General features: G+C 61.1%; 21 protein-coding genes. 15 read left to right on the forward strand and 6 right to left on the reverse strand.

Annotated features, from left to right (window positions below; genetic code table 11):
- Positions 1-2 precede the first annotated feature (2 nt).
- Positions 3-215, forward strand: a complete 213-nt coding sequence (locus H621_RS0100770; protein ID WP_028941540.1) for a DUF4287 domain-containing protein — start codon at positions 3-5, stop codon at positions 213-215.
- 184 nt (positions 216-399) lie between these two features.
- Positions 400-1,827, forward strand: coding sequence for a coniferyl aldehyde dehydrogenase (locus tag H621_RS0100775; RefSeq protein WP_028941541.1), 1,428 nt, complete (start codon positions 400-402; stop codon positions 1,825-1,827).
- A 32-nt stretch (positions 1,828-1,859) separates the two neighbouring features.
- Here H621_RS0100775 and H621_RS0100780 read toward each other — a convergent pair whose 3' ends face one another.
- Positions 1,860-2,864 carry an AraC family transcriptional regulator gene (locus H621_RS0100780; RefSeq protein WP_028941542.1) on the reverse strand — a complete coding sequence of 335 codons (1,005 nt, stop codon included), beginning with the start codon at positions 2,862-2,864 and terminating at the stop codon, positions 1,860-1,862.
- Positions 2,865-3,026: 162 nt separating this feature from the next.
- On the opposite strand from H621_RS0100780, the gene H621_RS0100785 reads away from it, so the two are divergent.
- The 4 genes from H621_RS0100785 (at position 3,027) to H621_RS0100800 (ending at position 6,697) form a co-directional block, all read left to right on the forward strand.
- Positions 3,027-3,842, forward strand: a complete 816-nt coding sequence (locus H621_RS0100785; RefSeq protein WP_028941543.1) for a class II aldolase/adducin family protein — start codon at positions 3,027-3,029, stop codon at positions 3,840-3,842.
- A 33-nt stretch (positions 3,843-3,875) separates the two neighbouring features.
- Positions 3,876-5,525: a GMC family oxidoreductase gene (locus H621_RS0100790; protein WP_036989280.1), complete on the forward strand. Its 1,650-nt coding sequence runs from the start codon at positions 3,876-3,878 to the stop codon at positions 5,523-5,525.
- Positions 5,522-6,007 carry a MaoC family dehydratase gene (locus H621_RS0100795; protein WP_028941545.1) on the forward strand — a complete coding sequence of 162 codons (486 nt, stop codon included), beginning with the start codon at positions 5,522-5,524 and terminating at the stop codon, positions 6,005-6,007. Before H621_RS0100790 ends, H621_RS0100795 begins: the two co-directional genes overlap by 4 nt.
- Before the next feature lie 90 nt (positions 6,008-6,097).
- A complete protein-coding gene (locus tag H621_RS0100800; protein ID WP_028941546.1) occupies positions 6,098-6,697 on the forward strand; it encodes a Crp/Fnr family transcriptional regulator in 600 nt (199 codons plus the stop codon).
- Here H621_RS0100800 and H621_RS0100805 read toward each other — a convergent pair.
- Entirely contained in the window at positions 6,675-8,411 is a 1,737-nt protein-coding gene (locus tag H621_RS0100805; RefSeq protein ID WP_028941547.1) for an AMP-binding protein, read from the reverse strand. The genes H621_RS0100800 and H621_RS0100805 overlap by 23 nt on opposite strands.
- A 218-nt stretch (positions 8,412-8,629) precedes the next feature.
- On the opposite strand from H621_RS0100805, the gene H621_RS0100810 reads away from it, so the two are divergent.
- Positions 8,630-9,142 (forward strand): 2,4'-dihydroxyacetophenone dioxygenase family protein, encoded by a 513-nt coding sequence (locus H621_RS0100810; protein WP_245219002.1) that lies wholly within the window; start codon positions 8,630-8,632, stop codon positions 9,140-9,142.
- 95 nt (positions 9,143-9,237) lie between these two features.
- Here the strand turns inward: H621_RS0100810 and H621_RS0100815 are convergent, their stop codons facing one another.
- Positions 9,238-10,263, reverse strand: coding sequence for an AraC family transcriptional regulator (locus tag H621_RS0100815; RefSeq protein WP_028941549.1), 1,026 nt, complete (start codon positions 10,261-10,263; stop codon positions 9,238-9,240).
- Positions 10,264-10,530: 267 nt separating this feature from the next.
- Here H621_RS0100815 and H621_RS0100820 point away from each other — a divergent pair, with 267 nt between their 5' ends.
- The 4 genes from H621_RS0100820 to H621_RS0100835 all read left to right on the forward strand — a co-directional run bounded on the left by H621_RS0100820 (position 10,531) and on the right by H621_RS0100835 (position 17,204).
- Positions 10,531-12,405: a DUF1302 domain-containing protein gene (locus H621_RS0100820; RefSeq protein WP_028941550.1), complete on the forward strand. Its 1,875-nt coding sequence runs from the start codon at positions 10,531-10,533 to the stop codon at positions 12,403-12,405.
- 23 nt (positions 12,406-12,428) lie between these two features.
- Complete coding sequence (locus H621_RS0100825; RefSeq protein WP_028941551.1) at positions 12,429-13,784, forward strand: DUF1329 domain-containing protein; 1,356 nt, start codon at positions 12,429-12,431, stop codon at positions 13,782-13,784.
- A 70-nt stretch (positions 13,785-13,854) separates the two neighbouring features.
- Positions 13,855-14,805 (forward strand): WD40/YVTN/BNR-like repeat-containing protein, encoded by a 951-nt coding sequence (locus H621_RS0100830; protein ID WP_028941552.1) that lies wholly within the window; start codon positions 13,855-13,857, stop codon positions 14,803-14,805.
- Positions 14,802-17,204: an efflux RND transporter permease subunit gene (locus H621_RS0100835; protein ID WP_028941553.1), complete on the forward strand. Its 2,403-nt coding sequence runs from the start codon at positions 14,802-14,804 to the stop codon at positions 17,202-17,204. The genes H621_RS0100830 and H621_RS0100835 overlap by 4 nt, the downstream gene beginning before the upstream one ends.
- 94 nt (positions 17,205-17,298) lie before the next feature.
- Here the strand turns inward: H621_RS0100835 and H621_RS0100840 are convergent, their stop codons facing one another.
- Positions 17,299-17,718 (reverse strand): NUDIX hydrolase, encoded by a 420-nt coding sequence (locus tag H621_RS0100840; RefSeq protein WP_028941554.1) that lies wholly within the window; start codon positions 17,716-17,718, stop codon positions 17,299-17,301.
- 48 nt (positions 17,719-17,766) lie between these two features.
- Positions 17,767-18,225, reverse strand: a complete 459-nt coding sequence (locus H621_RS0100845) for a winged helix-turn-helix transcriptional regulator (protein WP_028941555.1) — start codon at positions 18,223-18,225, stop codon at positions 17,767-17,769.
- Between the two features lie 117 nt (positions 18,226-18,342).
- On the opposite strand from H621_RS0100845, the gene H621_RS0100850 reads away from it, so the two are divergent.
- Positions 18,343-19,563: an MFS transporter gene (locus H621_RS0100850; RefSeq protein ID WP_028941556.1), complete on the forward strand. Its 1,221-nt coding sequence runs from the start codon at positions 18,343-18,345 to the stop codon at positions 19,561-19,563.
- Between the two features lie 124 nt (positions 19,564-19,687).
- Here H621_RS0100850 and H621_RS0100855 read toward each other — a convergent pair whose 3' ends face one another.
- A complete protein-coding gene (locus H621_RS0100855) occupies positions 19,688-20,272 on the reverse strand; it encodes a CGNR zinc finger domain-containing protein (protein ID WP_028941557.1) in 585 nt (194 codons plus the stop codon).
- Positions 20,273-20,366: 94 nt separating this feature from the next.
- Between H621_RS0100855 and H621_RS0100860 the strand changes: the two genes are divergently transcribed.
- From H621_RS0100860 to H621_RS0100870, 3 genes are read left to right on the forward strand one after another with little or no spacing between them, the layout of a single operon-like run.
- Positions 20,367-21,257 (forward strand): alpha/beta fold hydrolase, encoded by an 891-nt coding sequence (locus H621_RS0100860; RefSeq protein WP_036989282.1) that lies wholly within the window; start codon positions 20,367-20,369, stop codon positions 21,255-21,257.
- Positions 21,254-22,222 (forward strand): zinc-dependent alcohol dehydrogenase family protein, encoded by a 969-nt coding sequence (locus H621_RS0100865; protein WP_028941559.1) that lies wholly within the window; start codon positions 21,254-21,256, stop codon positions 22,220-22,222. Before H621_RS0100860 ends, H621_RS0100865 begins: the two co-directional genes overlap by 4 nt.
- Entirely contained in the window at positions 22,219-22,527 is a 309-nt protein-coding gene (locus tag H621_RS0100870; protein WP_028941560.1) for an antibiotic biosynthesis monooxygenase family protein, read from the forward strand. The genes H621_RS0100865 and H621_RS0100870 overlap by 4 nt, the downstream gene beginning before the upstream one ends.
- Positions 22,528-22,632 lie beyond the last annotated feature (105 nt).

Here is a 22,632-nt window from a genome sequence, read left to right on the forward strand (position 1 = left end):
TCATGAGCGAAGATTCAAAAGTGAAAGGCCCGGCCTCGTACTTTCCTTCGATCGAGAAAAAGTACGGCCAGCCGATCAGTCATTGGCTCAGTGTGCTGGAAGCACTCGGCGCAAAAAAGCACATGGAACTGGTGACTGCACTCAAGGCCGAGCATGGCCTGGGACACGGCCATGCCAATGCCCTGGTAGCGCACTACTTGGCCGCCATCCGGTAGGCGCGGGCTTGTCCCGCGATGCGGTGCGGCTGACAAGCCGCATCGCGGGGCAAGCGCGCTCCTGCCGGTGTTCATCGATGTACACCCTGTTCGCCAATGGTCAAGTTTGAGTTCGTAGATGGTCAAGTTTTTTGACTGCTATTTGTATATTTTCAAGCGCCGACCCCCGCACGGACAGACATCTATGAACGCTAAAGTCGAAATCCCAGCTGAGTTTTTTCAATGCCTGGAAAGTCAGCGGGCTCATTTCGAAGCCAACCGCTACCCCGATGCCACTCAGCGTGTGACTGACCTCAAGGCGTTGGTGCGCCTGGTGGCCGATAACCGTGAAGCGCTCATCGAGGCGGTCAACAAGGATTACGGGTGCCGTTCGCGCTTTGAAACCACCTTCGCCGAGATTGCAGTCACCCTGGATGGCTTGCAAGACACCATCAAGCGGGTGAAGAAGTGGATGAAGCCACAGAAGCGTCACGTTGATCCGATGCAACTGCCGCTGGCGCGGGCCCGCCTGATCCCGCAGCCAATAGGCGTGGTCGGGGTCGTGGTGCCGTGGAACTTCCCGATCGCCATGGCCTTTCACCCGTTGACCTGCATTTTTGCTGCAGGCAACAGCGCCATGGTGAAAATGTCGGAGAACTCCAATCACTTGGCGAGTTTGCTGAAAACACTGGCGCCGCGTTATTTCCCTGCAGGCAAATTGGCGTTCTTCGAAGACGGCGGTGGTCGTGGCCCGGCGTTTACGGCGTTGACGTTCGACCATATTTTCTTCACCGGCTCACCTGCCACCGGCAAAGCGGTCATGGCCAACGCTGCGCACAATCTCACGCCGGTGACGCTTGAGCTGGGGGGCAAGTCGCCCGCTGTGGTCGCGCCGGACTTTCCGATCGAGAAAGCCGCACAGCGTATTCTGTGGGCCAAGACGTTCAACGCCGGGCAGATCTGCACCAACGTTGATTATCTGTTCTTGCCTGAAAGCCAGGTTGCCACTTTTGTCGAGGCGGCCAAGGCTTACTGCGCCAAGCACTATCCGAACATCAACAACGGCGATTACACCGCGGTGATCGACCAGCGCTCCTTTGACCGCTTGCACGCGGCGTTGGACGACGCCAAGGCCAAGGGTGCGACGCTGGTCAATCTGATCGAGTCGCAGACGCCCGATGCTGGCCGCCGGATCATGGCGCCGACCATCGTGCTCAATCCAACCGAAGACATGACGCTGATGCAACGCGAGATCTTCGGCCCGATTCTGCCGATCAAGACCTACCGCACCCGCGAAGAAGTGACCGGCTACATCAACAGTCGCCCGCGGCCGCTGGCGTTCTATGCCTATACCAACGAGCGTAGCCTGGCGGACTGGTACATCTACAACACGCTGTCCGGGGGCGTGACCATCAACGACAGCCTGTTGCATGTCAGTGTCCACAGCCTGCCGTTTGGTGGCATCGGCAACAGCGGCATGGGTCATTACCATGGCTACGAGGGCTTCCTGACATTCTCCAAAATGCGCCCGGTGCTGTACCAGGGACCGATTCGGGCGATCAACATGATGCTGCCGCCATACGGCGCAAAAGTTGAAAAGATGCTCAACCTGATGATCCGCATGAAGAGTTGAGTACGGCGAGGTTCCCTTCATTCGGCTGCCGTTTATGGGGCGTCGACCTGTTGTCGCCACTTTCGTGGCGACATCCCGGTCCATTGTTTGAACGCGCGGCTGAAGGCGGTGAGGTCGGCAAAGCCCAGGTTCAGCGCCAGGGTGGTCAGGTCGATGGTGCTGCTGGTCAGGTGGTGCTTGGCCAAGCGCAGGCGGGCCGACTTGAGCGTGTGCGCAAAGCTGCTGTTCTGTGTCTGGAGGCGTTGCTGCAGGCTGCGTGGATGCATTTCTACCAGCTTTGCCACCATGGCCAGATTGCACTCGCCCGTGGGCAGCAAGGCATCGATGGCGCTTTCCACCTGGCGGGCCAGGTTGTTTGGGGCCAGGCGTTGCCAACCGGTTCGCCATTGCAGCGTCAGGTGATTGCGCCAGCGCTGCTCCACCGCAACGGGCTGTTCCAGCAGGGTGGCCGGGTAGCTCATCCGGTTTATCGGCTGGTCATAGCGAACTGTGCCGCCCAAGACATCTTCGTAGGCTTGGGTGTTGGCAGGCCTGGGGATTTGCAGACCTACTTCCAGCGGCAGCAAATCGACATTGTGCAGTTGCCGGATGCCTTGGGCGAATACCGCCAGTGTCAACGCATTGAGTTGGTCGCAATTGACCTCCAGGGCAAATGCAAACCTGAGGTCGATCTCGAAATGCGATGCGGATGTGTTGATTTCCCAGAGCAGCCCGTGGGCGTGGAAGTCCATGTTTCGTTGCAGCAACTGCATGGCGTCACCCACGGTGGCCTGTATGCACAGGCACGAGCCGAGCGCGCCGAGCACCTCCAGGCCCTGGCGGTTGCCCAGGCGCACACCGAAGTCTGGCGCGTTGCAGCGCACGGCAGCCAGTTCCAGCAGTTCGGCCATCGCGACATACGGGATGTAGAGGTCAGGTGAGTGCATCACCGCCTGACTCAAGCCGGTTTCGCGCAGCAGGCGCTCGGGCTCTTGGCCCAGTTCGCGGACCAGCTCGGAAAAGCCTGAAAGCGAGCCACTTCGGACGAAATTGTTCATCAGCTCGTTACCTGTCGGCGCCTTGGTGAAGGGAAGTAATAACTCGCGAATAGTCAAGTTTGTCTTCGTGAACAGTCAAGTTAATTCAGTGTTTTTTGTTTATTTTTTTAGCACCTAAACCTGCAATGGTGCATTCGATTCGCGCCGCTGGAGCCTACAACAATGACAACAAAACTACCTGCAGCCCTGGTCAACAGCCTGTTCGGCCCACGTCCCGAAGGGGTCCGGATTCCAGAGCCACCGAGCTTCGACTGCATTGCCGACGAGCGCCAATACCGCAAAGAGCAGCTGGCCGCCGGCTTGCGACTGTTTGGCCGGTTCGGCTTCTCGGAGGGCGTGGCGGGGCACATCACCGTGCGTGATCCCGAGCGGCCGTCCGAGTGGTTCTGGGTTAACCCATTTGGTATGAGTTTCAGCCGTATTCGTGCTTCAGACCTGGTTCTGGTCGACCATGAGGGCCGTGTTGTCCAGGGCCAGTACGCGGTCAATCGCGCGGCCCTGGTCATCCACTCGCATGTCCATGCCGCACGGCCCGATGCCCTTGCTGCTGCGCATGCTCACTCGTTGCACGGCAAGGCGTTTTCCAGCCTGGGCATCAAGCTTGCGCCTATCACTCAGGATGCCTGCGCCTTTTACGAAGACCATGGCTTGTACAGCGAATTCGGCGGTGTCGCGACCGAAGTGGACGAAGGTGTGCGTATCGGCGAAGCGCTGGGCAAACACAAAGCGGTGATCCTGCAGAACCATGGCCTGCTGACGGTCGGCCAGTCTGTCGCCGAGGCCATCTGGTGGTTCATCACGATGGAGCGTTCCTGTCAGGCGCAGTTGCTGGCCATGGCCGCCGGCACGCCCAAGCTGATTGCTCACGAAACGGCGCTGGGCGTGCGTGCCCAGGTCGGTACGCCGTTCGCGGGTTGGTTTCAGGCACAACCGCTGTGGGATCAAATCATCCACAGCGACCCTGATCTGTTCAATTGATGTGACCGCACAACAATAAAAAAGGTACCTGAAATGAGCGGCAACGAGTGGGATTACATTATTGTCGGTGGCGGGTCCGCCGGCTCAGTGTTGGCAAACCGTTTGAGTGAATGTGCCAGCAACCGCGTGCTGTTGCTGGAAGCTGGGCCGAGTGGTCGCTGGAGCCCGCTGGTGGCGATTCCAGCCGGCGCTGTGGCGCTGATGAAAAGCCGTCGCTACAACTGGTTGTTTGAAACCGAACCGCAGCCTGAGCTGGCGAACCGCCGGCTGTTTCAGCCGCGAGGTCGCTGCCTGGGCGGGTCAAGCAGTATCAATCTGGCGGTCAATACCCGGGGGCAGCCTTGGGATTACGATGAATGGGAGCGTTTGGGGTGCCCGGGGTGGGGCTTTCGCGATGTCTTGCCCTTTTTCAAAAAGTCGGAAAACTTCGAGCCCGCCAGCCAACCTGCCGATGCACCGTTCCACGGCAAGGGCGGGCCGCTGAACATTGCTGAGCGGCGCTGGACCAGCCTCTATGGACACGCCTTCATCGAGGCCTGTACGCAGGCCGGGCTGCCACGCAGCAGCGATCCAAACGGCGCCGACCAAGAAGGGGCCTGCCTGCAACGCGCCTACCAAAAGGACGGCCGGCGCTGCAGCAACGCACGGGCCTACCTGGCACCGGCACGGGGCCGGGACAACCTGCGCATCATCACCGGGGCGCACGCCACACGGGTGTTGCTCGAAGGCAAGCGGGCCGTGGGGGTGGAGTACATGCGCAACGGCAAGGTGTGCCAGGCACGGGCAGGCAGTGAAGTCATTCTCTGCGGCGGTGCGTTCCAGTCGCCGCAGCTGTTGTTGTTGTCTGGCATCGGTCCGCGGGAAGAGCTTGAAAAGCATGGCATTCAGGTGCGCCACGAGCTGGGAGGGGTAGGGCAGAACCTGCAGGATCATCTGGCTGTGGTGCTCAACGTGCGTACGCACACACGCCGGGGGATTTCCTTGCACCCCTCGTCGCTGCTGCAGGCAGTGCAGGCCATGGTGCAGTTCGTATTCCGCCGCCGCGGCATGCTCACCACCAATGTGATCGAGGCAGGTGCCTTTGTGCGCTCGTTGCCCCAGGCATCCATGCCCGACATGCAATTGCATTGCGCCCCTATCATGTATCGCGACCATGGACGTGACATGAAGCTGTCGGCATCCGGTTTCGGTTACTCGATGGCGATCAACGATGGCCGTCCGCTTTCCCGTGGTCGCGTCGGCCTGCGCAGCAGTGATCCGCTGGCACCGCCCTTGATCGACCCCAACTACCTGAGCCACGCCCGGGACCTGCAGCGGCTGGTACTGGGCGTCAAGATGATGCGCAACATTGTCGCCCAACCGGTCCTTGCAGCGCACAACAAGTGCGAGCTCAACCCTGGGCCGAATGTGCAGACCGATGAACAGCTCGAAGCCTGGGTGCGACAGAACGTCGAAACGGCCTACCACCCGGTGGGCACCTGCAAGATGGGACCGGCCAGCGATGCGATGGCGGTGGTGGATGCGCGCTTGCGTGTACACGGTCTTGAGGGGCTGCGCGTAATCGACGCGTCTATCATGCCTACCCTGGTCAACGGCAATACCAACCAGCCCGTCACGATGATTGGCGAGAAGGGCGCGAGCATGATTCTTGAAGATGCTGCCGCGCTGGAGTGCACTGTATGAACCTCGATTATCACTACGACCACCTGGCCCGGTTCGTTGGCACGGAACTCGGCGTTTCTGAATGGGCCACGGTCGATCAGGCACGTATCGATGAATTTGCCCACTGTACGGAAGACCACCAGTGGATACACGTCGACCCGGTGCGCTGCCAGGCCGAAAGCCCTTTTGGCACCACCATCGCCCACGGCTTTCTGAACCTGTCGCTGCTCGGTGGTTTGATGATGCAGATGGGCATTGTGCCTGCCGGTGTGAGCAGCCTGGTCAATGCCGGCGTGACCAACGTACGCTTCAAGAACGCTGTGCGTGCCGGCTCGCGCGTGCGGGCGCGGGCCTCGGTGCATTCAGCCGAGGTCAAGGACGGTGGGCGTACGCTGTTGATTCTGCTGGCGCAGCTGGAGCTGGAAGGCGCCGAGGAACCTGCGCTGACTGCCGAGTGTGTAGCTATGCTGTTTCGTGACGCACAGGGCGACGCTGTCGCATAGCTGATTTTTCACAGGCTCCGGGGGCTTGTCTTGCCTGTCTTCACCCTGTCTTGGCGCCGTCAACCACACTTCCCCGGGGCGCGAAATGCTGTGAACAATCTCCTGGATGCGAGTGCTCAAGCACAGTTCAGGGCCGTGCTCTGCCGTTATGGCGTGAGTGATCCCGGGCTCTGGGAGCACCTGTTGCAGGTGCTCGAACAGCGTGACTATGCCCGCGATCAGCGCATCATCCGTGCCGGTGAAACGCCAACGCACTTCTTCGTCATCCTCAGCGGCCTGGTGCGCTACTACTATGCTTCGCCGGAAGGAAAGGAGTGGAACAAGGCTTTTTTTCGCGAAGGTGAGATCGTTGGTTCGCTCAGCGCTTATTTGAAGCGCCAACCGTGTACCTACACCATTGAGGCACTGGAACAGAGCCACCTGGTGGCTGTGCCACTACAGGTTCTGGCCCGTCAACCAGGGCCCAGCGTGCAGATGCAGGGGATGCTTGACAAGGTTACCCGGGAAATCATGCTGCGCAACGAGTCGCGGGAGGCGCTGCTGCTCACCAGCAATAGCGAGGAACGCTATCGCTGGCTGCAGGAGAATGAAAGCTGGTTGCTGGCGCGGGTACCGCAGTACCAGCTGGCCAGCTACCTGAGCATGGATGCGGTGTCTTTCTCGCGGATTAAACGCAAATTGGGCTGTTGACGCTCTGCGCCCGCATACCCAGACGCTCAGCCAGTGCTGCACACCCGCGTAGGTGCTCAGGTGGCACGCTATCGAGATTGACCACGAGGCTGCCATCACCTTGCTGGGTGACTTCTGCACAGAACGCTTCGCCGCAGTGCTGCCGGGCACGTTCGTTGTAGATGTATGCGGCCGCCAGTTCGCGCAGGCGATGCTTGACGACCTTGCCCACTGCTGTGACCGGCAGGGCGTCGATCAGGAAGACCTGTTTCGGACAGGCGGGGCGTTCGGCGATATTTTCGAAGGCGTACTGGCGTAGCGCCTCGGCACTGGCCTGGCTGCCCTGGCGCAACTGGACAAAAACCACGGGCAGTTCGCCGGCATATTCGTCAGGCATGCCCACGGCCGCCGCCAGTGAAACTTGAGGGTGGGACTCCAGGCAATTCTCTATCAGTGCCGGGTCGATGTTGTGGCCACTGCGGATGATCAGGTCCTTGGCCCGGCCAGTGATGTACAGGTTGCCCAGCTCGTCCAGGCGGCCGAGGTCGCCAGTGCGCAGCCAGCCGTTGTCCAGCGGGCTTTCACGTTGCTCCAGATAACCGGGAAACACCGTCGGCCCGCGCACGCAGATCTCACCGTTGCTGGCGATCCGCACCTCCATTGCACCACTCACGTGCCCGGCGCTGCCGGGAATGGAGGGGCATTGCAGATTGGGCAAAGTAATGACGCCCGCTGCCTCGGTCATACCGTAGGCCTGGTACAGATTCAGCCCGGTGGCTTCGCGCAGCTGTACGCAAAGCGCCGCAGGCACCGGCGCGCCGCCGCTGATCATGAACCGCAGGGAGCTGATGTCATGGTTGCCCAGGGGGACATCGAGCATTGCCGCGACCGAGGTCGGTATACCGCCACTGATGGTGATGCCGTAGTGCTCGACCAATTGCCAGTGACGCTGGATCACCTCGGGATTGCGAAACCCCGACGGTGTCGGCAGTAGCATGTGCAAGCCGCTCGCCAGGCCGCCCAGGCTGTTCACCAACGCGCCGGCGACATGGAAGATGGGCAAGCCATTGAGCGCCACGTCAGTCGGGCCGGCTTCCATGCAGCGTACATAGGCGTGCGCTGCCACCACCTGGTTGGCGTGGGTGTGGCGGGCCAGTTTGGGCAGGCCGGTGGTGCCTCCGGTGTGAAAGTAGGCGGCGATATCATCGGCCCGGGGCTGCAACCCAGGCTCCAGTGCATCGGCACGATAGCCTTCGAGCAGGGTGTCGAAGCAGTACTCGCCTCCGGGCGCCATGACCGAAACACACTTGACCGGGTGTGGCAGGCGTTGTGCGACGTTCAGGGTTTTCTGCCACAGGTCGGAACCTGGCATAGGCCCGGCTACGAAGATCAATTCGGTCTTCGCCTTGAGCATCAGGTTGTACAGCGCATCCTCACTGAGCAGCGGGTTGAGCGGGTTGGCAACACCAACGCTGGCTGCGGCCCAGAGCAGGTACTGGCTTTGAGGAATGTTCGGCAGCAGCAGTGACACGACCGGTTTACGGGTGCCGGCAAGGTCCAGGATCAGGCGTGCTGCGCGGTTGATATTGGCCAGTAGCGCGTCATAACCGATGCGCTGCTCCTGAAACGGGTCCAGGCTGCTGAGGTAGGTCAGCGCGGGTTGTTCGCCATAAGCGCTGGCCGACGCCTGGAAGAGCTCATAGACCGTGTTCGCGCATAAGGGTGGTGTAGGCATGCTGCACTCCTGTCGTTTATTGTTTTTTTTATTCTGGGCAGGTCAGGCGGGGGGCAGCATTAACAATTGTTAAGAACGCCGGGAAGGTCATCAATGTGACGTCAACTGACAAGTTGCTGACCGCAGATGACAATTTTTGAGCGGGGCCGCATCGCACTATGTCCTCGGCACGACCGCCGTTTCGTGCAACAGCCCGAATGAGGACAATAACAATGCCTATGCCGACACCCCTTTTCGATCACAAAGAACTGTTGACGCTCAACACCCGGGACTTGCCCATCTACACCGATGCGATGGCCCCGCATTTCCCCGGTGTTGACGTACAGCCGCTGTACCTGGACCCAAACCTCGGGGTATGGGCGTTGCGGGTAATCTTCCAGCCGGGTGTACGGCTTCCTTGCCATTACCACACCGGCCCTGTCCACTTGTTCACGCTCTCGGGTAGGTGGAACTACGTCGAGTTCCCGGACCAGCCCCAGACCGCGGGTTGCTACCTCTACGAACCGGGCGGCTCGATCCACACCTTCATGGTGCCGCAAGACAACACCGAACCCACCGACACGTTCATGGTGGTTCACGGGGCCAATGTGAATTTCGATCAGGACGGCAACTTTGTGAATGTCATGGACGCCACCGACATCATGCAGATCATCGAACGCCTGGTGAAAGAGCGCGGCCTGCAGCCGGCCCGCTACATCCGCCCCGGCAACGCCAACTACACCGCCGGCTGAGTACGTGAGGCCGGCATGCACACCTGCATGCCGGCCCGCTGCGCCAGGCCCGGCCACCAGGATTGCCGAAGCCCACGCGGCAGCTCACTCGCGTATCAGCCGAACCCCTGTTGGCCGGCACGCAGCAGTGCGCGGCGCTCCCGGGGCGACATGCTGTACCAGCGCCGGCAGGCACGGTTGAACGAGCTCTGCTCGGCATAACCCAGCAAGCCGGCAATCTGTGCCATGGGCATGTTGGCTTCGGCCAGGTACAGGTCGGCAAGCTCCCGGCGGGCAGCCTCGACCATGTCCTCGAACACCAGCTCGCTTTCGCCCAGGCGGCGCTGCAGGGATCGTTCGCGCATGCCCATCTGCTCGGCGATCAACGGCAGCGCGCAGCGCAGGGTCGGCAGCAGGCGACGGATCGAGTACTCCACCTGGCTGCCAATATCCAACGGGTTCACCGCACCTATGTCGCTGATGTAATCCATCATCGTGTCGTGCAGCTGGCGATTGTGCTGGTCGATCGATTTGGTCAGCTGCCCCGGCAGCAGCACCAGTGCATTCTGCGCCTGGCCAAAATAGGTACGGGCGCCGAAAAAGCGCTGGTAGCGACTCTGTGGCAAGCGCGCTTCGGTTCGCGACAGCACTGAATGCGGGCGGAATCCAGGCCCGAACAGCATGTGCAGCGTCTTGAACATGACGCCCAGGGTCAACTCGATCACCTGGCGTTGCCGGGGGGCTGGACGCAGGCGCATCTCGTAGATCAGGTGGGGGTGTGCCGGGTCGATCTCGGTATCCAGGTGTATGAATATGCCGGGGCTGTAGATGTGCAGGAAACGGATGATCTCGACCAGCGCCTCGCCGACATTGCGCGCATTCTGCGCGATCACCGCCAGCGGGCCGAGGATCGTGATGCTTTGCCGTTCGGCAAGACGAAGGCCGAAATCGATGCACTGCAAACGCTCGGCACTCAATTCAAGCAGGTTGATCATCGCCCGGTAAGGGATTACCGCCGAGCTGTTGTCGAGCAGCGCCGGTTCGATCTGCATCTGCCGTAACAGGTCCTCGGGATTGCCGTTCAACTCACGCACAAGTTGCGCAAATCCTGTCAGCGAAGTGGTTTTGATCAGGGCGGTCATGGTCTCGATTCTTATTGTGATGACTCAAACGGTGGCCAAATACGGGCACTACGGGCACCTCCTCCCGGGTTCGAAGACATCGTCTCCGATTTTTATCCCTTGGCTACAGCTTAATTGGAGTGCTGGTAGCTAATGACAAATATCTGACGTGAACGGACAAATGGATCTGCTCCACCCATGGGCATGCTTGCGCCAACAAACAAGAACGCTCACCCCGCGGACCGAATCCGGTCTCGCACGGTAAGGGCGATGATGGCGGAGACCTGCATGCAGCATAAGAGCTATAACGTCCGTACCTTTGTGAAACCGCTGGCGGTCGCCATTTCCTGCGTGTCGGCCGGTGCCGCCCAGGCACTGCCATTCCAGCTGGAAAATGGCTGGGAAGGGGAGTGGAACACCACGCTGTCGGTGGGTTCGCAATGGCGTGCGGAGGATCAGGACCGCGCGCTCTACAGCGCCGCCAACGGCGCCTTGCTGGGCAAGTCCGGCGGTACTGGAGGCTCGGTGGATGCCGGCAACCTCAACTACGACAAAGGCGACCGCGTCTCGACCATTGCCAAGTTCGTCACCGATCTGTCGCTGCGCAATGGCGACATGGGCGGGCTGGTGAGGGTCAAGGGCTGGTACGACCAGGCGCTCAAGGACGAAGACGTCAATTTCGGCAGTGCCTCCAGCGGGTATCGCAAGAGGCCGCTCAATGACGACGGCTATGCCGATCTGCAGAAGTTCAGCGGCGTCTACCTGCTCGATGCCTACGCCTACAACACCTACTACTTCGATGAAACACCAGTGCAGGTGCGCCTGGGACGCCAGGTGGTCAACTGGGGTGAAAGTGCCTATATCCAGGGCATCAACCAGATCAACCCGCTGGATGTACCCGCCTTGCGCCGTCCTGGCACGGAACTCAAGGAAGCGCTGATTCCGGTGTGGATGGGCTACCTCAACATCGGCTTGCCAGCCGGGATTTCCATGGAGGCGTTCTACCAGCTCAAGTACGAGAGCACCGCCATCGAAGGCTGCGGTCATTACTGGTCGGTAACCGAAGGTGCGGTGGGCAATGACTTCGGCGACTGCCAGTTGGGGACCTTCCTGGGCGATACCGACCCGTCCTCGCCGACCAAGATTGCCGCCGGTGCGTACTTGCCCCAGGTCAAGGGCAAGGATCCGCACGACAGTGGACAGTGGGGCGTGGCGTTTCGCTTGCCGCTCGATGCACTCGATGGCGAGATGGGCCTGTACTACCTCAACTATCACTCCCGCACCCCCTACCTGGGCTTGCGCAGTACCGACTCGGCGTCGCTGTCGCAGTTCCCGGAGGCCGGCACGCCCGGCGCGATTGCGCGCAATACCGAGGGGCAGTTCGTGGGGCCAAGCTGGGAGTATCCGGAAGACATCCGCCTGTTCGGGCTGAGTTTCACCACCACGCTGGCGGGGTGGTCGATCGGCTCGGAACTGAGCTACTCGCCGAACCAGCCCGTGCAGATCAATGGCGGCGACTTGCTCAACGGTGCCCTGGCCGGCATCGGCCCGTCTGCCGACCTGCTGCAGGCGGTCAAGGTCAACAGCGCGCCCTTCACCGCAGGATGGGACCGCTACGAGAAAACCCAATTCCAGATCAATGGCGTGAACGTGTTCCCCAATGTACTCAAGGCCCAGAACCTGACGGTGGTGGCCGAGGTGGGCTTTCAGTGGAACAACGTAGGGCAGGGCGACGATGACCGCCGCTACGGCCGCGGCTTCATCTACGGCCTGGGCTCGTCACCGACGATTCCAGCCGGGGGCAGCACCTGTACCAACCCGGTACCTGACCTGGTCAATTCAAGCCCGGCTGGCTGCAAGAACGACGGGTATGTCACCGACTTTGCCTGGGGTTATCGCCTGCGCGGGCAACTGGACTACAACAACTTCCTGGGCACCAGCATCACGGCATCACCCTATGCCTTCCTAGGCCAGGACGTTGACGGTGTGTCGATGGATGGGCAGTTCAACGAAGGCCGGATTACCAGCGCGGTGGGCATTACCTTCGATTACAACCAACAACACAAGCTCGATTTCAGCTACGTGAGCTTTGACAACAGCGCCGAGTACGACCCCCTGCACGACCGCGATTTCTACGCCGCCAACTACAGCTACAGCTTCTGACAGAACAACAAGAGGTACATCCCATGAGCACTATTTTTCATGCCGCGCGCCTGGGCGGCCTGGCGTCTGCCTTGCTGCTCGCCCTGAGTGGCCAGGCACATGCCCAGATCACCGCCGACCAGGCCGCGCGCCTGGGCAAGGACCTGACCCCGCTGGGCGGCGAGATGGCCGGCAATGCCGATGGCTCGATCCCCGCATACACCGGTGGCCTGGCACAACCGCCAGCCGGCTGGAGCCCGGAGCAGGGCTACATCGACCCGTTTGCCGACGAAAAACCACTGTTTACCATTACCGCTGCGAACCTTGCACAGTACAAGGACAAGATCACTCCGGGCATGCAGGCGCTGCTGGCCAAATACCCCACCTTTGCGATGCCGGTCTATCCCACCCACCGCACGGCCATGGTGCCGCCGTCGATTGCCGAGAAGGTCAGGCAGGAGGCCGTGCATGCCCAGCTCAACGGTTTCGGGGTGAGCAACCTCAATGGTTCGACCACGCCGTTCCCGATTCCAGCGAACGGCCTGGAAGCGGTGTGGAATCACAATGTGCGTTACCTGGGGGGCGGCTTGCAGCGCACTTACGCATCGTTCCCGGTGCGCAGCGGGGGGGACTACTACACCGTGCGTCTCGAAGAGAACCGCGTGTTCGACACCAACATGGACAAGTCCTCGGAAAACCGCCTGCTCAACTATTCGGCGCGGTTCATTTCCCCGGCCACCCTGGCGGGCACCGTGCAACTGGTGCAGGAGCCGATCGACCAGGTCAAGGAGGTGCGCTCGGCGTGGATCTACAACGTCGGCCAGCGCCGTGTGCGCCGCGCCCCGGACCTGGCCTACGACAACGTCAACGACGGTACCGAAGGCCTGCGGGTGACCGATGACTTCGACGGCTACAACGGTGCGCCCGACCGCTTCGACTGGAAGCTGATCGGCAAGCGCGAAATGTACGTGCCGTACAACGACTACAAGCTCGGCTCCAAACAAGCCAAGTACAAGGACATCCTGACTGCCAACACGCCCAACCCGGATTTCATGCGCTATGAGCTGCACCGTGTCTGGGTGGTCGAAGGCACCTTGCGCCCGGATGCCAAGCACGTGTATGGCAAGCGCGTGATGTACCTGGACGAAGACTCCTGGACCGTACTGGCCAGCGATGCCTATGACACCCGCGGCACTTTGTGGCGTGTGGGCGTGCATCCGCTGATCCAGTACTACGACGCTCAGGTGTCGTGGTATCGCGCCAACATCTGGCACGACCTGAGCAACGGTAGCTACTACCTCGCAGGGCTTGCCAACGAAGAGCAGCAACCCTGGAAATTCGGCACCAAGGGCCGCTTCGTCGATTTCCAGCCTGACGCCCTGCGGCGCATGGGCAAGTAGTCCGGACCCGCTTTCGTCAACCCTGCATCGAGCGGCTGCCCGTCCGCTCGATGCTCACTGGAATTTTGCTATGTCGATTCGCCTCCTGGATTTCCTGGCGGGCGCAGGCCTGTGCCTGCTGGCCACCGCTGCACATGCCGAGCCGCCCGGGCTTGATTATCAAGTCAGTCCCAACCATGTCCTGCTGCTTGGCCTTGCGAACAGTGGGCAGCATCTGGTCGCCGTCGGCGAACGGGGCGTGGTGATGGTCGCCGATCAACAGGCACAAGGCTGGATAACCGTGCGCACGCAAACCACTCGCACCCTGTGCGGCGTGGCCTTTGCCAATGCCGACGTCGGCGTTGCCGTCGGGCACGGTGGCGTGCTGTTGCGCACAGAGGACGGTGGCAGGCACTGGACGGCGCTCGAGACGGCGGCCAATGGCGATGCACTGCTTGGCGTCGCGGCAATGGGCGAAGGGCGCATGGCCGCCTGGGGGGCGTTCGGCCTTTACCTGTTGTCCAAAGACAACGGCCTTACCTGGGAGCGCCTGCCGGTGGTGGAAGAGGCGTTCGACCGGCACATTTCCCGGATCATCGCCCTGACCGATGGCAACTGGTTGCTGGTGGGCGAGAGCGGCACGCTGGCGCAATCACGTGATCGTGGCGAAACCTGGCAGGCATTGGCCAGTCCCTACGCCGGCAGTCTGTTCGGCGCCCAGCAGTTGCGCAACGGTGACCTGCTGATCTACGGCATGCGCGGCAACCTCTGGGTGTCGAGTGATGGCGGCCAGACCTGGAGCCAGCGCGACAGTGCAACGACCCTGGCCTTCAACGGTGCGGTCGAGCTTGCCTCCGGGCGGGTCCTGGTGTTTGGCAACAGCGGTTTGTTGTTGGCCAGCGATGACCAGGGGCACAGCTTCACCGCCTTGCCATCCACTCACGCCAGCCTGGCCAAGGCGCTGGAGCTCGACAGCGGGCGGCTGCTCGCTGTCGGTGACCGCGGTATCACCTCGCTGATTGCCACCGGAGCACACCCATGAGCATCCAGGAAAAATACGTAGGCAGGCACGAGGAACTGGCGCGCAACAACGTTGCCCAGGGCCTGGTCGGTAAAGTGTCGTACTGGATTTTCCACCAGCGCAAGCCGTTGCTGGCGCTGTTCATGCTGATCACCCTGGCGCTGGGCTACAGCGCTACCCATCTGAAAGTGGAGGCGGGTTTCTTCAAGATGATTCCGTTGCACCACCCGTACATGAAGACCTTTCTGGAGTACCAGAAGGACTTCGGTGGGGCCAACAAGGTGCTGCTGGCGGTAAAAAGCGACAAGGGCGAGATCTTCACGCCCCAGGCCATGGCGGTACTGCGCCAGGTGTCGGATGAAGTGTTCTTCATCAACGGCGTGGAGCGCAGTTCGGTCACCTCGCTGTTCACCTCCAACGTGCGCTACACCGAGGTGGTCGAGGACGGTTTTACCGGCGGCAACCTGGTGGACTCCAGCTATGCCGGAACCCCACAGCAGATTGCCCAGGTGCGTGAGCGCACGCTCAAGTCCGACTGGATGGGACGCATCGTCTCCAATGATCTGTCGTCGGCCATGGTGGTGGCCAACCTGCAGGAGACCGATCCGGTCACCGGCCAGCGCCTGGACCTGCAGGCGGTCGCCAATGCCCTTGAGCGGATCCGCCAGGACAACCAGGGGGCCGGCATCAGCATCCACATCATCGGTTTCGCCAAATCCATTGGCGATATCGCCGAGGGTGCTTCTGATGTCCTGGCCTTCTTTGTGATTGCCTTCGTCATCAGCGCTCTGCTGCTGTACTGGTATTGTGGTTCGCTGATGCTGACCGGCTGGGCGCTGATTTGCGCCATGGTGCCGGTGGTCTGGCTGCTTGGGTTGCTGCCGCTGCTCGAACTGACGCTGGACCCGATGTCGATCCTGGTGCCGTTCCTGATTTTCTCCATCGGTGTGTCCCATGCCGTGCAGATGACCAACGCCTGGAAACTGGAAACCCTGCAGGGTGCAGACGGCATCACCGCGTCGCGCAATTGCTTTCGCAAGCTCTTCGTGCCGGGTGCTGTTGCGCTGCTGGCCAACGCCCTGGGCTTCATGGTGATTGCGTTGGTGGACATCGAGATGGTCCGCGAGCTGGCCATCACCGCCACCCTCGGTGTGTCGGTGATGATTGTCACCAACAAGATGCTGCTGCCGATACTGCTGTCGTTCATGCGTTTGTCTGCCGCCGATGCGCAGAAACTGCGCGGCAAGGAAACCCTCGGTGCCGGCGTATGGGAGCGGCTGGGCGTGCTGGCGACCCGTCGCGGCGCGGCCTGGGCGTTGCTGTGCGCGGCGCTGCTGCTGGGGTGGGGGCTTATCGAGGCTCGCCAGCTGCATGTTGGCGACATTGGCGTGGGCGTACCCGAACTGCGCCCCGATTCGCGCTACAACCAGGACGTGGCAGCCATCACCCGTGACTTCGCCATTGGCGTCGACCTGCTGCAGGTGATTGTCAAAGCCCAGGGCGAGGAGACGCCCTGCGTGAAACGGGAAGTGCTCGACCCGATCAACGAGTTGGAGCTGTATTTGCGTCAGGACGAGGGCGTGTCTTCAGTGCGCAGCCTGGCCGGCTTCGTCGGCAACATCACCCAGGCTTACGCTGAAACCGACTTGAAGTGGCGTGTACTGCCCGAGTCCACCGCCCAGATCGCCCAGGGTGTCGGCTTTGCCACCCGCGTGGGTACCGAGTACATGAACAGCGCGTGCAATGCCATTCCGGTGTCGATCTACACCCGCGACCACCAGGCCGATACCATTACCCGGCTGATGGACAAGATCAAGGCGTTCAAGGCGGTCAATGACAACGATCAGGTCAGCTTCCAGTTGGCGTCGGGCAACGTCGGTGTCATGGCCGCCACCAACGAAGTGGTGCATGCCGGCGACACGCTGGTCAATGGCGCGCTGTTTGCCTCGGTGACGCTGCTGTGCCTGTGGATGTTCCGCTCACTGCGCATCACCCTCTGCGTGATCATTCCCCTGGCATTGGTCACGGTGCTGTGCAACGCCCTGATGGCGCTGCTCGGTATCGGCGTGAAGGTCAATACCTTGCCGGTGGTTGCGCTGGGTGTGGGGGTGGGCGTGGACTACGGTATCTACTTGTTCGAGCGCATCAAGCACGAGATGCACGAGAGTGGGGCGAACCTGCGCGAGGCGTTTGTCGAAGCGCTCAAGCAGCGTGGCACGGCGTCGGTGTTCACGGCGGTGACCATGACCTTGTCGATTGCCACCTGGGCCTTCTCGAACCTCAAGTTCCAGGCCGACATGGGCATCCTCCTGGCCTTCATGTTTCTGGTCAACATGCTCGGCGCGATCCTCTTGCTGCCGGCGCTGGCCGCCTGGCTGCTGCCGGCAGGCAAAGGCGCCAAGGCCTTGCATACACGCTGAGCAGCCCGGCCCATTGATCGACGCTTGTCGGCGATGTTGCCGAGGGACCCGGCTCATGGCTTGAGCCGGGTTTTTTTTGCAGGGCCGCATCCTGTCACCCAGGGGCGCGGGACAGTGCGATCGTCAAAAACTCGAGCGCCCGGCGAAACACCGGGTGGCAATCGGCATACGGCAACTGATCGAGCGAGGCCCAGAAAAATTCGAAATCATGACCATGGTCGTCAAGAGTGTGATGCGACCAGCATTCAGGCAGCGGCTCATTCACCTGACACAGCTGGAACGACCAGACCTGGCCCAGGTGCCCCGCCTCCCAGCAGCCCAGGTCGACTGTGATGTGGCTGGCGCTGAGGCCCGCTTCCTCCTTCAACTCGCGCACCGCCGCTTGAGCGGGTGTTTCTGCGTCCTCGATGGTGCCCTTGACCAGTTGTACCCCCGCCAGGGGATGACGAAACAGCAGGAGGCGAGGGCGTGGCGCAGGGGAGAGGACAACAGCGCAGGCTTTGTTCGGGTGCATGGCGATTTCCATCAGGTCGTTCGGGTAGCGGTTGGATTGGCAGTCGATTCACGAGGCGCCGGCAGTACGTCTGACTTTGTGGCAGTCAAACGGCCCCAAGACTTCACCACTGGCTGAACGAACCTCAAGCGGCATCAACGCCTGCCCGGACGCGTTGTCTACCAGCACGGAATGCGTTTCGCCCGGCTCGAACAGAAAGCGCTCACCCCACTGCCTCATGCTCACCACCACCGGGAAGATCTCCCGTCCTTTTGCGGTGAGCACGTATTCCTTGTAGGCGCTGCCATCCGATGCCGGGCAAATGTCGAATACACCCGCCTCGACCAAGGCCTTGAGGCGCGACGCGAGGATGTTCTTGGCCACGCCCAAACGCTTCTGGAACTCGCTGAACCGGCGAACGTCGTCAAATGCGTCGCGGATGATCATCAGCGACCAGCGATCGCCAATGGCCTCCAATGTTCTTGCTACCGGGCATTCGCTGTTGGGCGGTGCAGTACCTTCGAGCATCGTATTTACCTGTGGGGTAGGGAGTGTCGGTTTAATGTGGTTGCATTTTGAAACCTTAATTGACAACAATGCACTCAGGTTTCGAATTGAAACCAGTTTAGCGCCACGGAGGCGAACATGACAGCAGATGCCGGCCTTACCCACCAACGTTTCATCAGACAGCCCTCGGGGCTGTCTCCCTTACTCACGCTGTTGTTTTCCGTTACCTGTGCACTGGCCGTTGCCAACGTCTATTTTGCCCAGCCCTTGCTGGCTTCTATGGCGCAAAGCCTGGGCGTGACCCGGGGCATGATCGGCATGGTGGTGACGGCCACCCAGGTTGGCTACGCGCTGGGGCTGCTATTGATCGTGCCGCTGGGCGACAGGGTTGATCGCAAACGGCTGGTGCTGATCCAGGTGATTCTGTCTGCTGGTGCACTGGCCGCCGTGGGCGCCTCACAGCAGTGGCTGACCCTGCTGGGTGCCATGATCGTGATGGGTGTGCTGGCCGTAGTCGTTCAGGTGCTGGTGGCCTATGCCGCCATGTTGGCAACACCCTCGCAACGCGGGCAGGCCGTGGGCACCGTGACCAGCGGAATTGTTCTGGGCATTCTCCTGGCCCGGTTTACCTCGGGGCTGATCGCCGACCTTGCGGGGTGGCGCGCGGTTTATTTCATATCCGCGGGCTTGATGCTGAGCATCGCCGTGGTGTTCTGGAAAGTGGTTCCCGCCACCGAGTCGCCACGCCGCCAGCAGTCTTACCCAGCGCTGGTCCGGTCGCTGTTCACGTTGTTCATCACCGAGCCGGTGTTGCGGGTAAGGGGCCTGTTGGCGATGCTGATCTTTGCCGCATTTTCCGTGCTGTGGAGCTCGGTGGTGCTGCCATTGAGCGCTGAGCCATTAGCGCTTTCACACACGGCCATCGGCCTGTTTGGCCTGGCCGGTGTCGCAGGGGCGCTGGCAGCCAGAAGCGCCGGTCGCTGGGCTGATCGAGGTTTTGCGCAGCGCGTCACTGGCCTGTCGCTGGGCCTGCTGGTGCTGTCGTGGCTGCCCATCGCTTTTACCGAGACATCACTGGTTGCGCTGGTGTGCGGCGTGGTGCTGCTCGACTTCGCGGTGCAAGCGGTACACGTCACCAACCAGAGTCTCATTTTTGCTGCTCGGCCCGATGCCCAGAGTCGTATGGTCGGCGCCTACATGTGCTTCTACTCGGTTGGCAGTGCGCTGGGGGCCGCCGCTGCGACCCAGGTGTATGCGCTTTGGGGGTGGATGGCGGTCAGCCTGCTGGGGGCTTTGATCAGTGCTGCCGCATTGGCGGTCTGGGCCTTGGCGTGTGGAGCCTCTGCGCGCCCGGCGTGAAAGCTCGTGGGGACGCCGAAGCCTGGGCCTGCTGCGCCGCCTGGATCTATTGCAAATTGCGGAAGCGGACATCGTGCCGCAGCCCTGTAAACCTGGCACACGGCGAAGGTCTCCCCACCCTTGTTCAGGGTTTCTTCCTGGATCGAAATGCTGCCACTTTCATTCGGTTGCCGCAGGTCGCCATGCTGCACCAACGGCGGCGGTGGGACTTGGTCAGGTCATGGAAGAGCAGGACGCAGTCGTGGGCCTCGCATTGGCGAACGAACTCGAACTTGTCGCTCGTCACCAGAGCCACCAATGACTCCGCCACAGGCCCAAGCAGGCTTGCCGCACTGTTATCGCGCGGGTGGACGTCGATGCGAAACCCATGCACCGCATCGTCCCATTCCAGCATCCTCGCCGGGCGGCCCGCTTCCAGCACTTGATTGATCACGCTGAGGTCCGTTGGAACGCCGTTCATGGCGGCGCTGACCACCGCTCTCGAGCACTCGCGAAGCTGGCGGGCAAGGGCCAGCAGTCCATGCGGGATCTGCTCGCCAACGATGGCGGGCAACTGGCCCGCCGCCTTGAGCCAGCCGACCACGCTCTGGTCATCAACAAGACAGTCATGTCGATGGTCGCCGACCCCGTATTCCGTGTTGATGAAATCGAGGGCCAGGTTGTCAGCCACGAAGAGCGCGCCCTGTGGCGTATCGGTAGTCGGGTTCATATCGATCTGTAACCGCAAAAATTGTTTTGACAGGTTACCAAAATGGTGAGTAACCTTCAAATTCTTATTTTAACGGTTACAGGGGACTTGCATTATGACCGCTTCCCATCCGGTTCACTACCGCTATGAACAGGTAGGTGACGTAAAGGTTTTCTATCGTGAGGCAGGCCGGCCAGGCGCACCGACAGTACTGCTTTTGCACGGCTTCGCAGCTTCGTCGTTCATGTTCCGCGATCTCATTCCCGCGCTAGCCGACCGCTACCACGTGATCGCGCCGGATCTACCGGCGTTCGGTTTCACCGAGGCACCTGCGCGGGGCGAGTATGCGTATACCTTCAGCCAACTGGCTGAAACGATCGGGCAATTCACCGAGCAGCTCAGCCTCGACCACTATGCCCTCATGGTTCACGACTACGGCGCCCCGGTTGGATGGCGCCTTGCCATTGCACATCCTGCTCGGGTTACGGCGATCATTTCTCAGAATGGCAACGCTTATGAGGAGGGGTTGGGCGAAAGCTGGGCACCTATACAGAGGTACTGGCGCGAGCCCAGCCAGCCGAACCGCGAGGCCCTGCACGACTTCCCGACACCGGCTTCGATCAAATGGCAGTACCTTGAAGGGGTATCCGACAAGGGGTTGGTATCGCCCGATGGCTACACGCTGGAAGGGCTTCAGGTATCCCGGCCTGGCAATGCCGATATCCAGCTCGACCTGATTCTGGACTACGCCTCGAACGTTGCGATGTATTCGACGTTCCAGGCGTTCTTCCGCCAGTACCAGCCGCCGCTGCTGGCCGTCTGGGGAAAAAACGATCCCTTCTTCCTGCCAGCCGGGGCAGAGGCCTGGAAGCGCGATATTGCCAACGCCGACATTCGCTTTTATGACACCGGCCACTTCGCGCTGGAAACCCATGCCATGCAGATCATTCCCGTCATCCGTGAGTTTTTGGACAAGCGCGTTCAACGAAGCGAGGCTTTGCAATGAAAGCAGTTCTACTCAAATCATTCGGCGGCCCGGAATCGTTCGAGCTGTGCGACGTACCCAAGCCTGTGCCGCATACAGGGCAAGTCCTGGTCCGGGTACACGCAACGTCCATCAATCCGTTGGATTATCAGGTCCGACGTGGCGATTATTCCGGGTTGGTGCAACTTGCGACCATTACCGGGCACGACGTCTCTGGTGTTGTCGAGGCCGTCGGGCCGGGTGTGACAGCCTTCGCGCCGGGCGATGAAGTCTGGTACACCCCGCAAATATTCGACGGCCCTGGAAGCTATGCCGAGTACCACGTTGCCGCCGTAAGCATCATCGGGAACAAGCCGCCTTCGCTAAGCCACCTTGAGGCGGCAAGCCTGAGCCTGGTCGGTGGAACGGCGTGGGAAGCCCTGGCCGTGCGCGCGCGGCTCAGCGTTGGGGAAAGCATTCTGGTACACGGCGGCGCGGGAGGCGTCGGCCATGTAGCGATCCAGTTGGCGAAAGCCATGGGTGCGAAGGTTTTCACGACCGTGCGCGAAGCAAACTTCGAGTTCGCACGCCGTATGGGTGCCGATGTGATCATCGACTACGAAAAGGAGGATTACGTCGATGCCATCATGCGGGAAACGGCGGGCCGCGGCGTCGATGTCGTGTTCGACACCGTCGGCGGCAACACATTGTCGCGTAGCCCCGACGCGCTCGCACAGCTTGGCCGCGTTGTCTCGATCGTGGACATTGCTCAGCCACAAAACCTGGTTCAGGCCTGGGGCAAGAACGCGAGTTATCACTTCGTCTTTACCCGGCAGAACCGCGGCAAGCTTGATGAGTTGAGCACGTTGGTCGCGCGCGGTTACCTGCGGCCGCATGTGGGCGCGGTGTATTCGCTTGCCGATATCCCGCTTGCCCATGCCCGGCTGGAAAGTCCCCACAACGGTATTCAAGGCAAAATCGCGATTGCAGTCGAGGCAACGCCATGATTTATGAAATCGCTCTGCTACCTGTTCATCAGGAGCACATTGAAAGGTTCAAGCGCGCATTTGCCGAAGTCGCACCTTTGCTTGGCCGCGCAAAAGGTTACCTCGGGCACACGCTGGCGCAAGGAATCGAAACCCCCGAGCGGTTCAACTTGATCGTCCGATGGCAATCCCTCGAGGATCACACGCCGGGTTTTGAAGCGAGTGAAGACCATCGGCTGTTCATGATGGGTTTACAGGAGTATTTCTCGGAAGAACCGACGGTCTACCACCTTGAGGGAGAAACGCTTGGTACAGGCGAGGTGTGAGTTTGAATTGATGCGGCTGTGTTTGAGCGATAGCTGAAGCGATGGGGGCGCGTCGACGGGGCTGCAGCTATCGACCTCTGGCGGTTATCGGGCGGACCATGAGGC

Source organism: Pseudomonas vranovensis DSM 16006 (assembly GCF_000425805.1).
Classification (GTDB): domain Bacteria; phylum Pseudomonadota; class Gammaproteobacteria; order Pseudomonadales; family Pseudomonadaceae; genus Aquipseudomonas; species Aquipseudomonas vranovensis.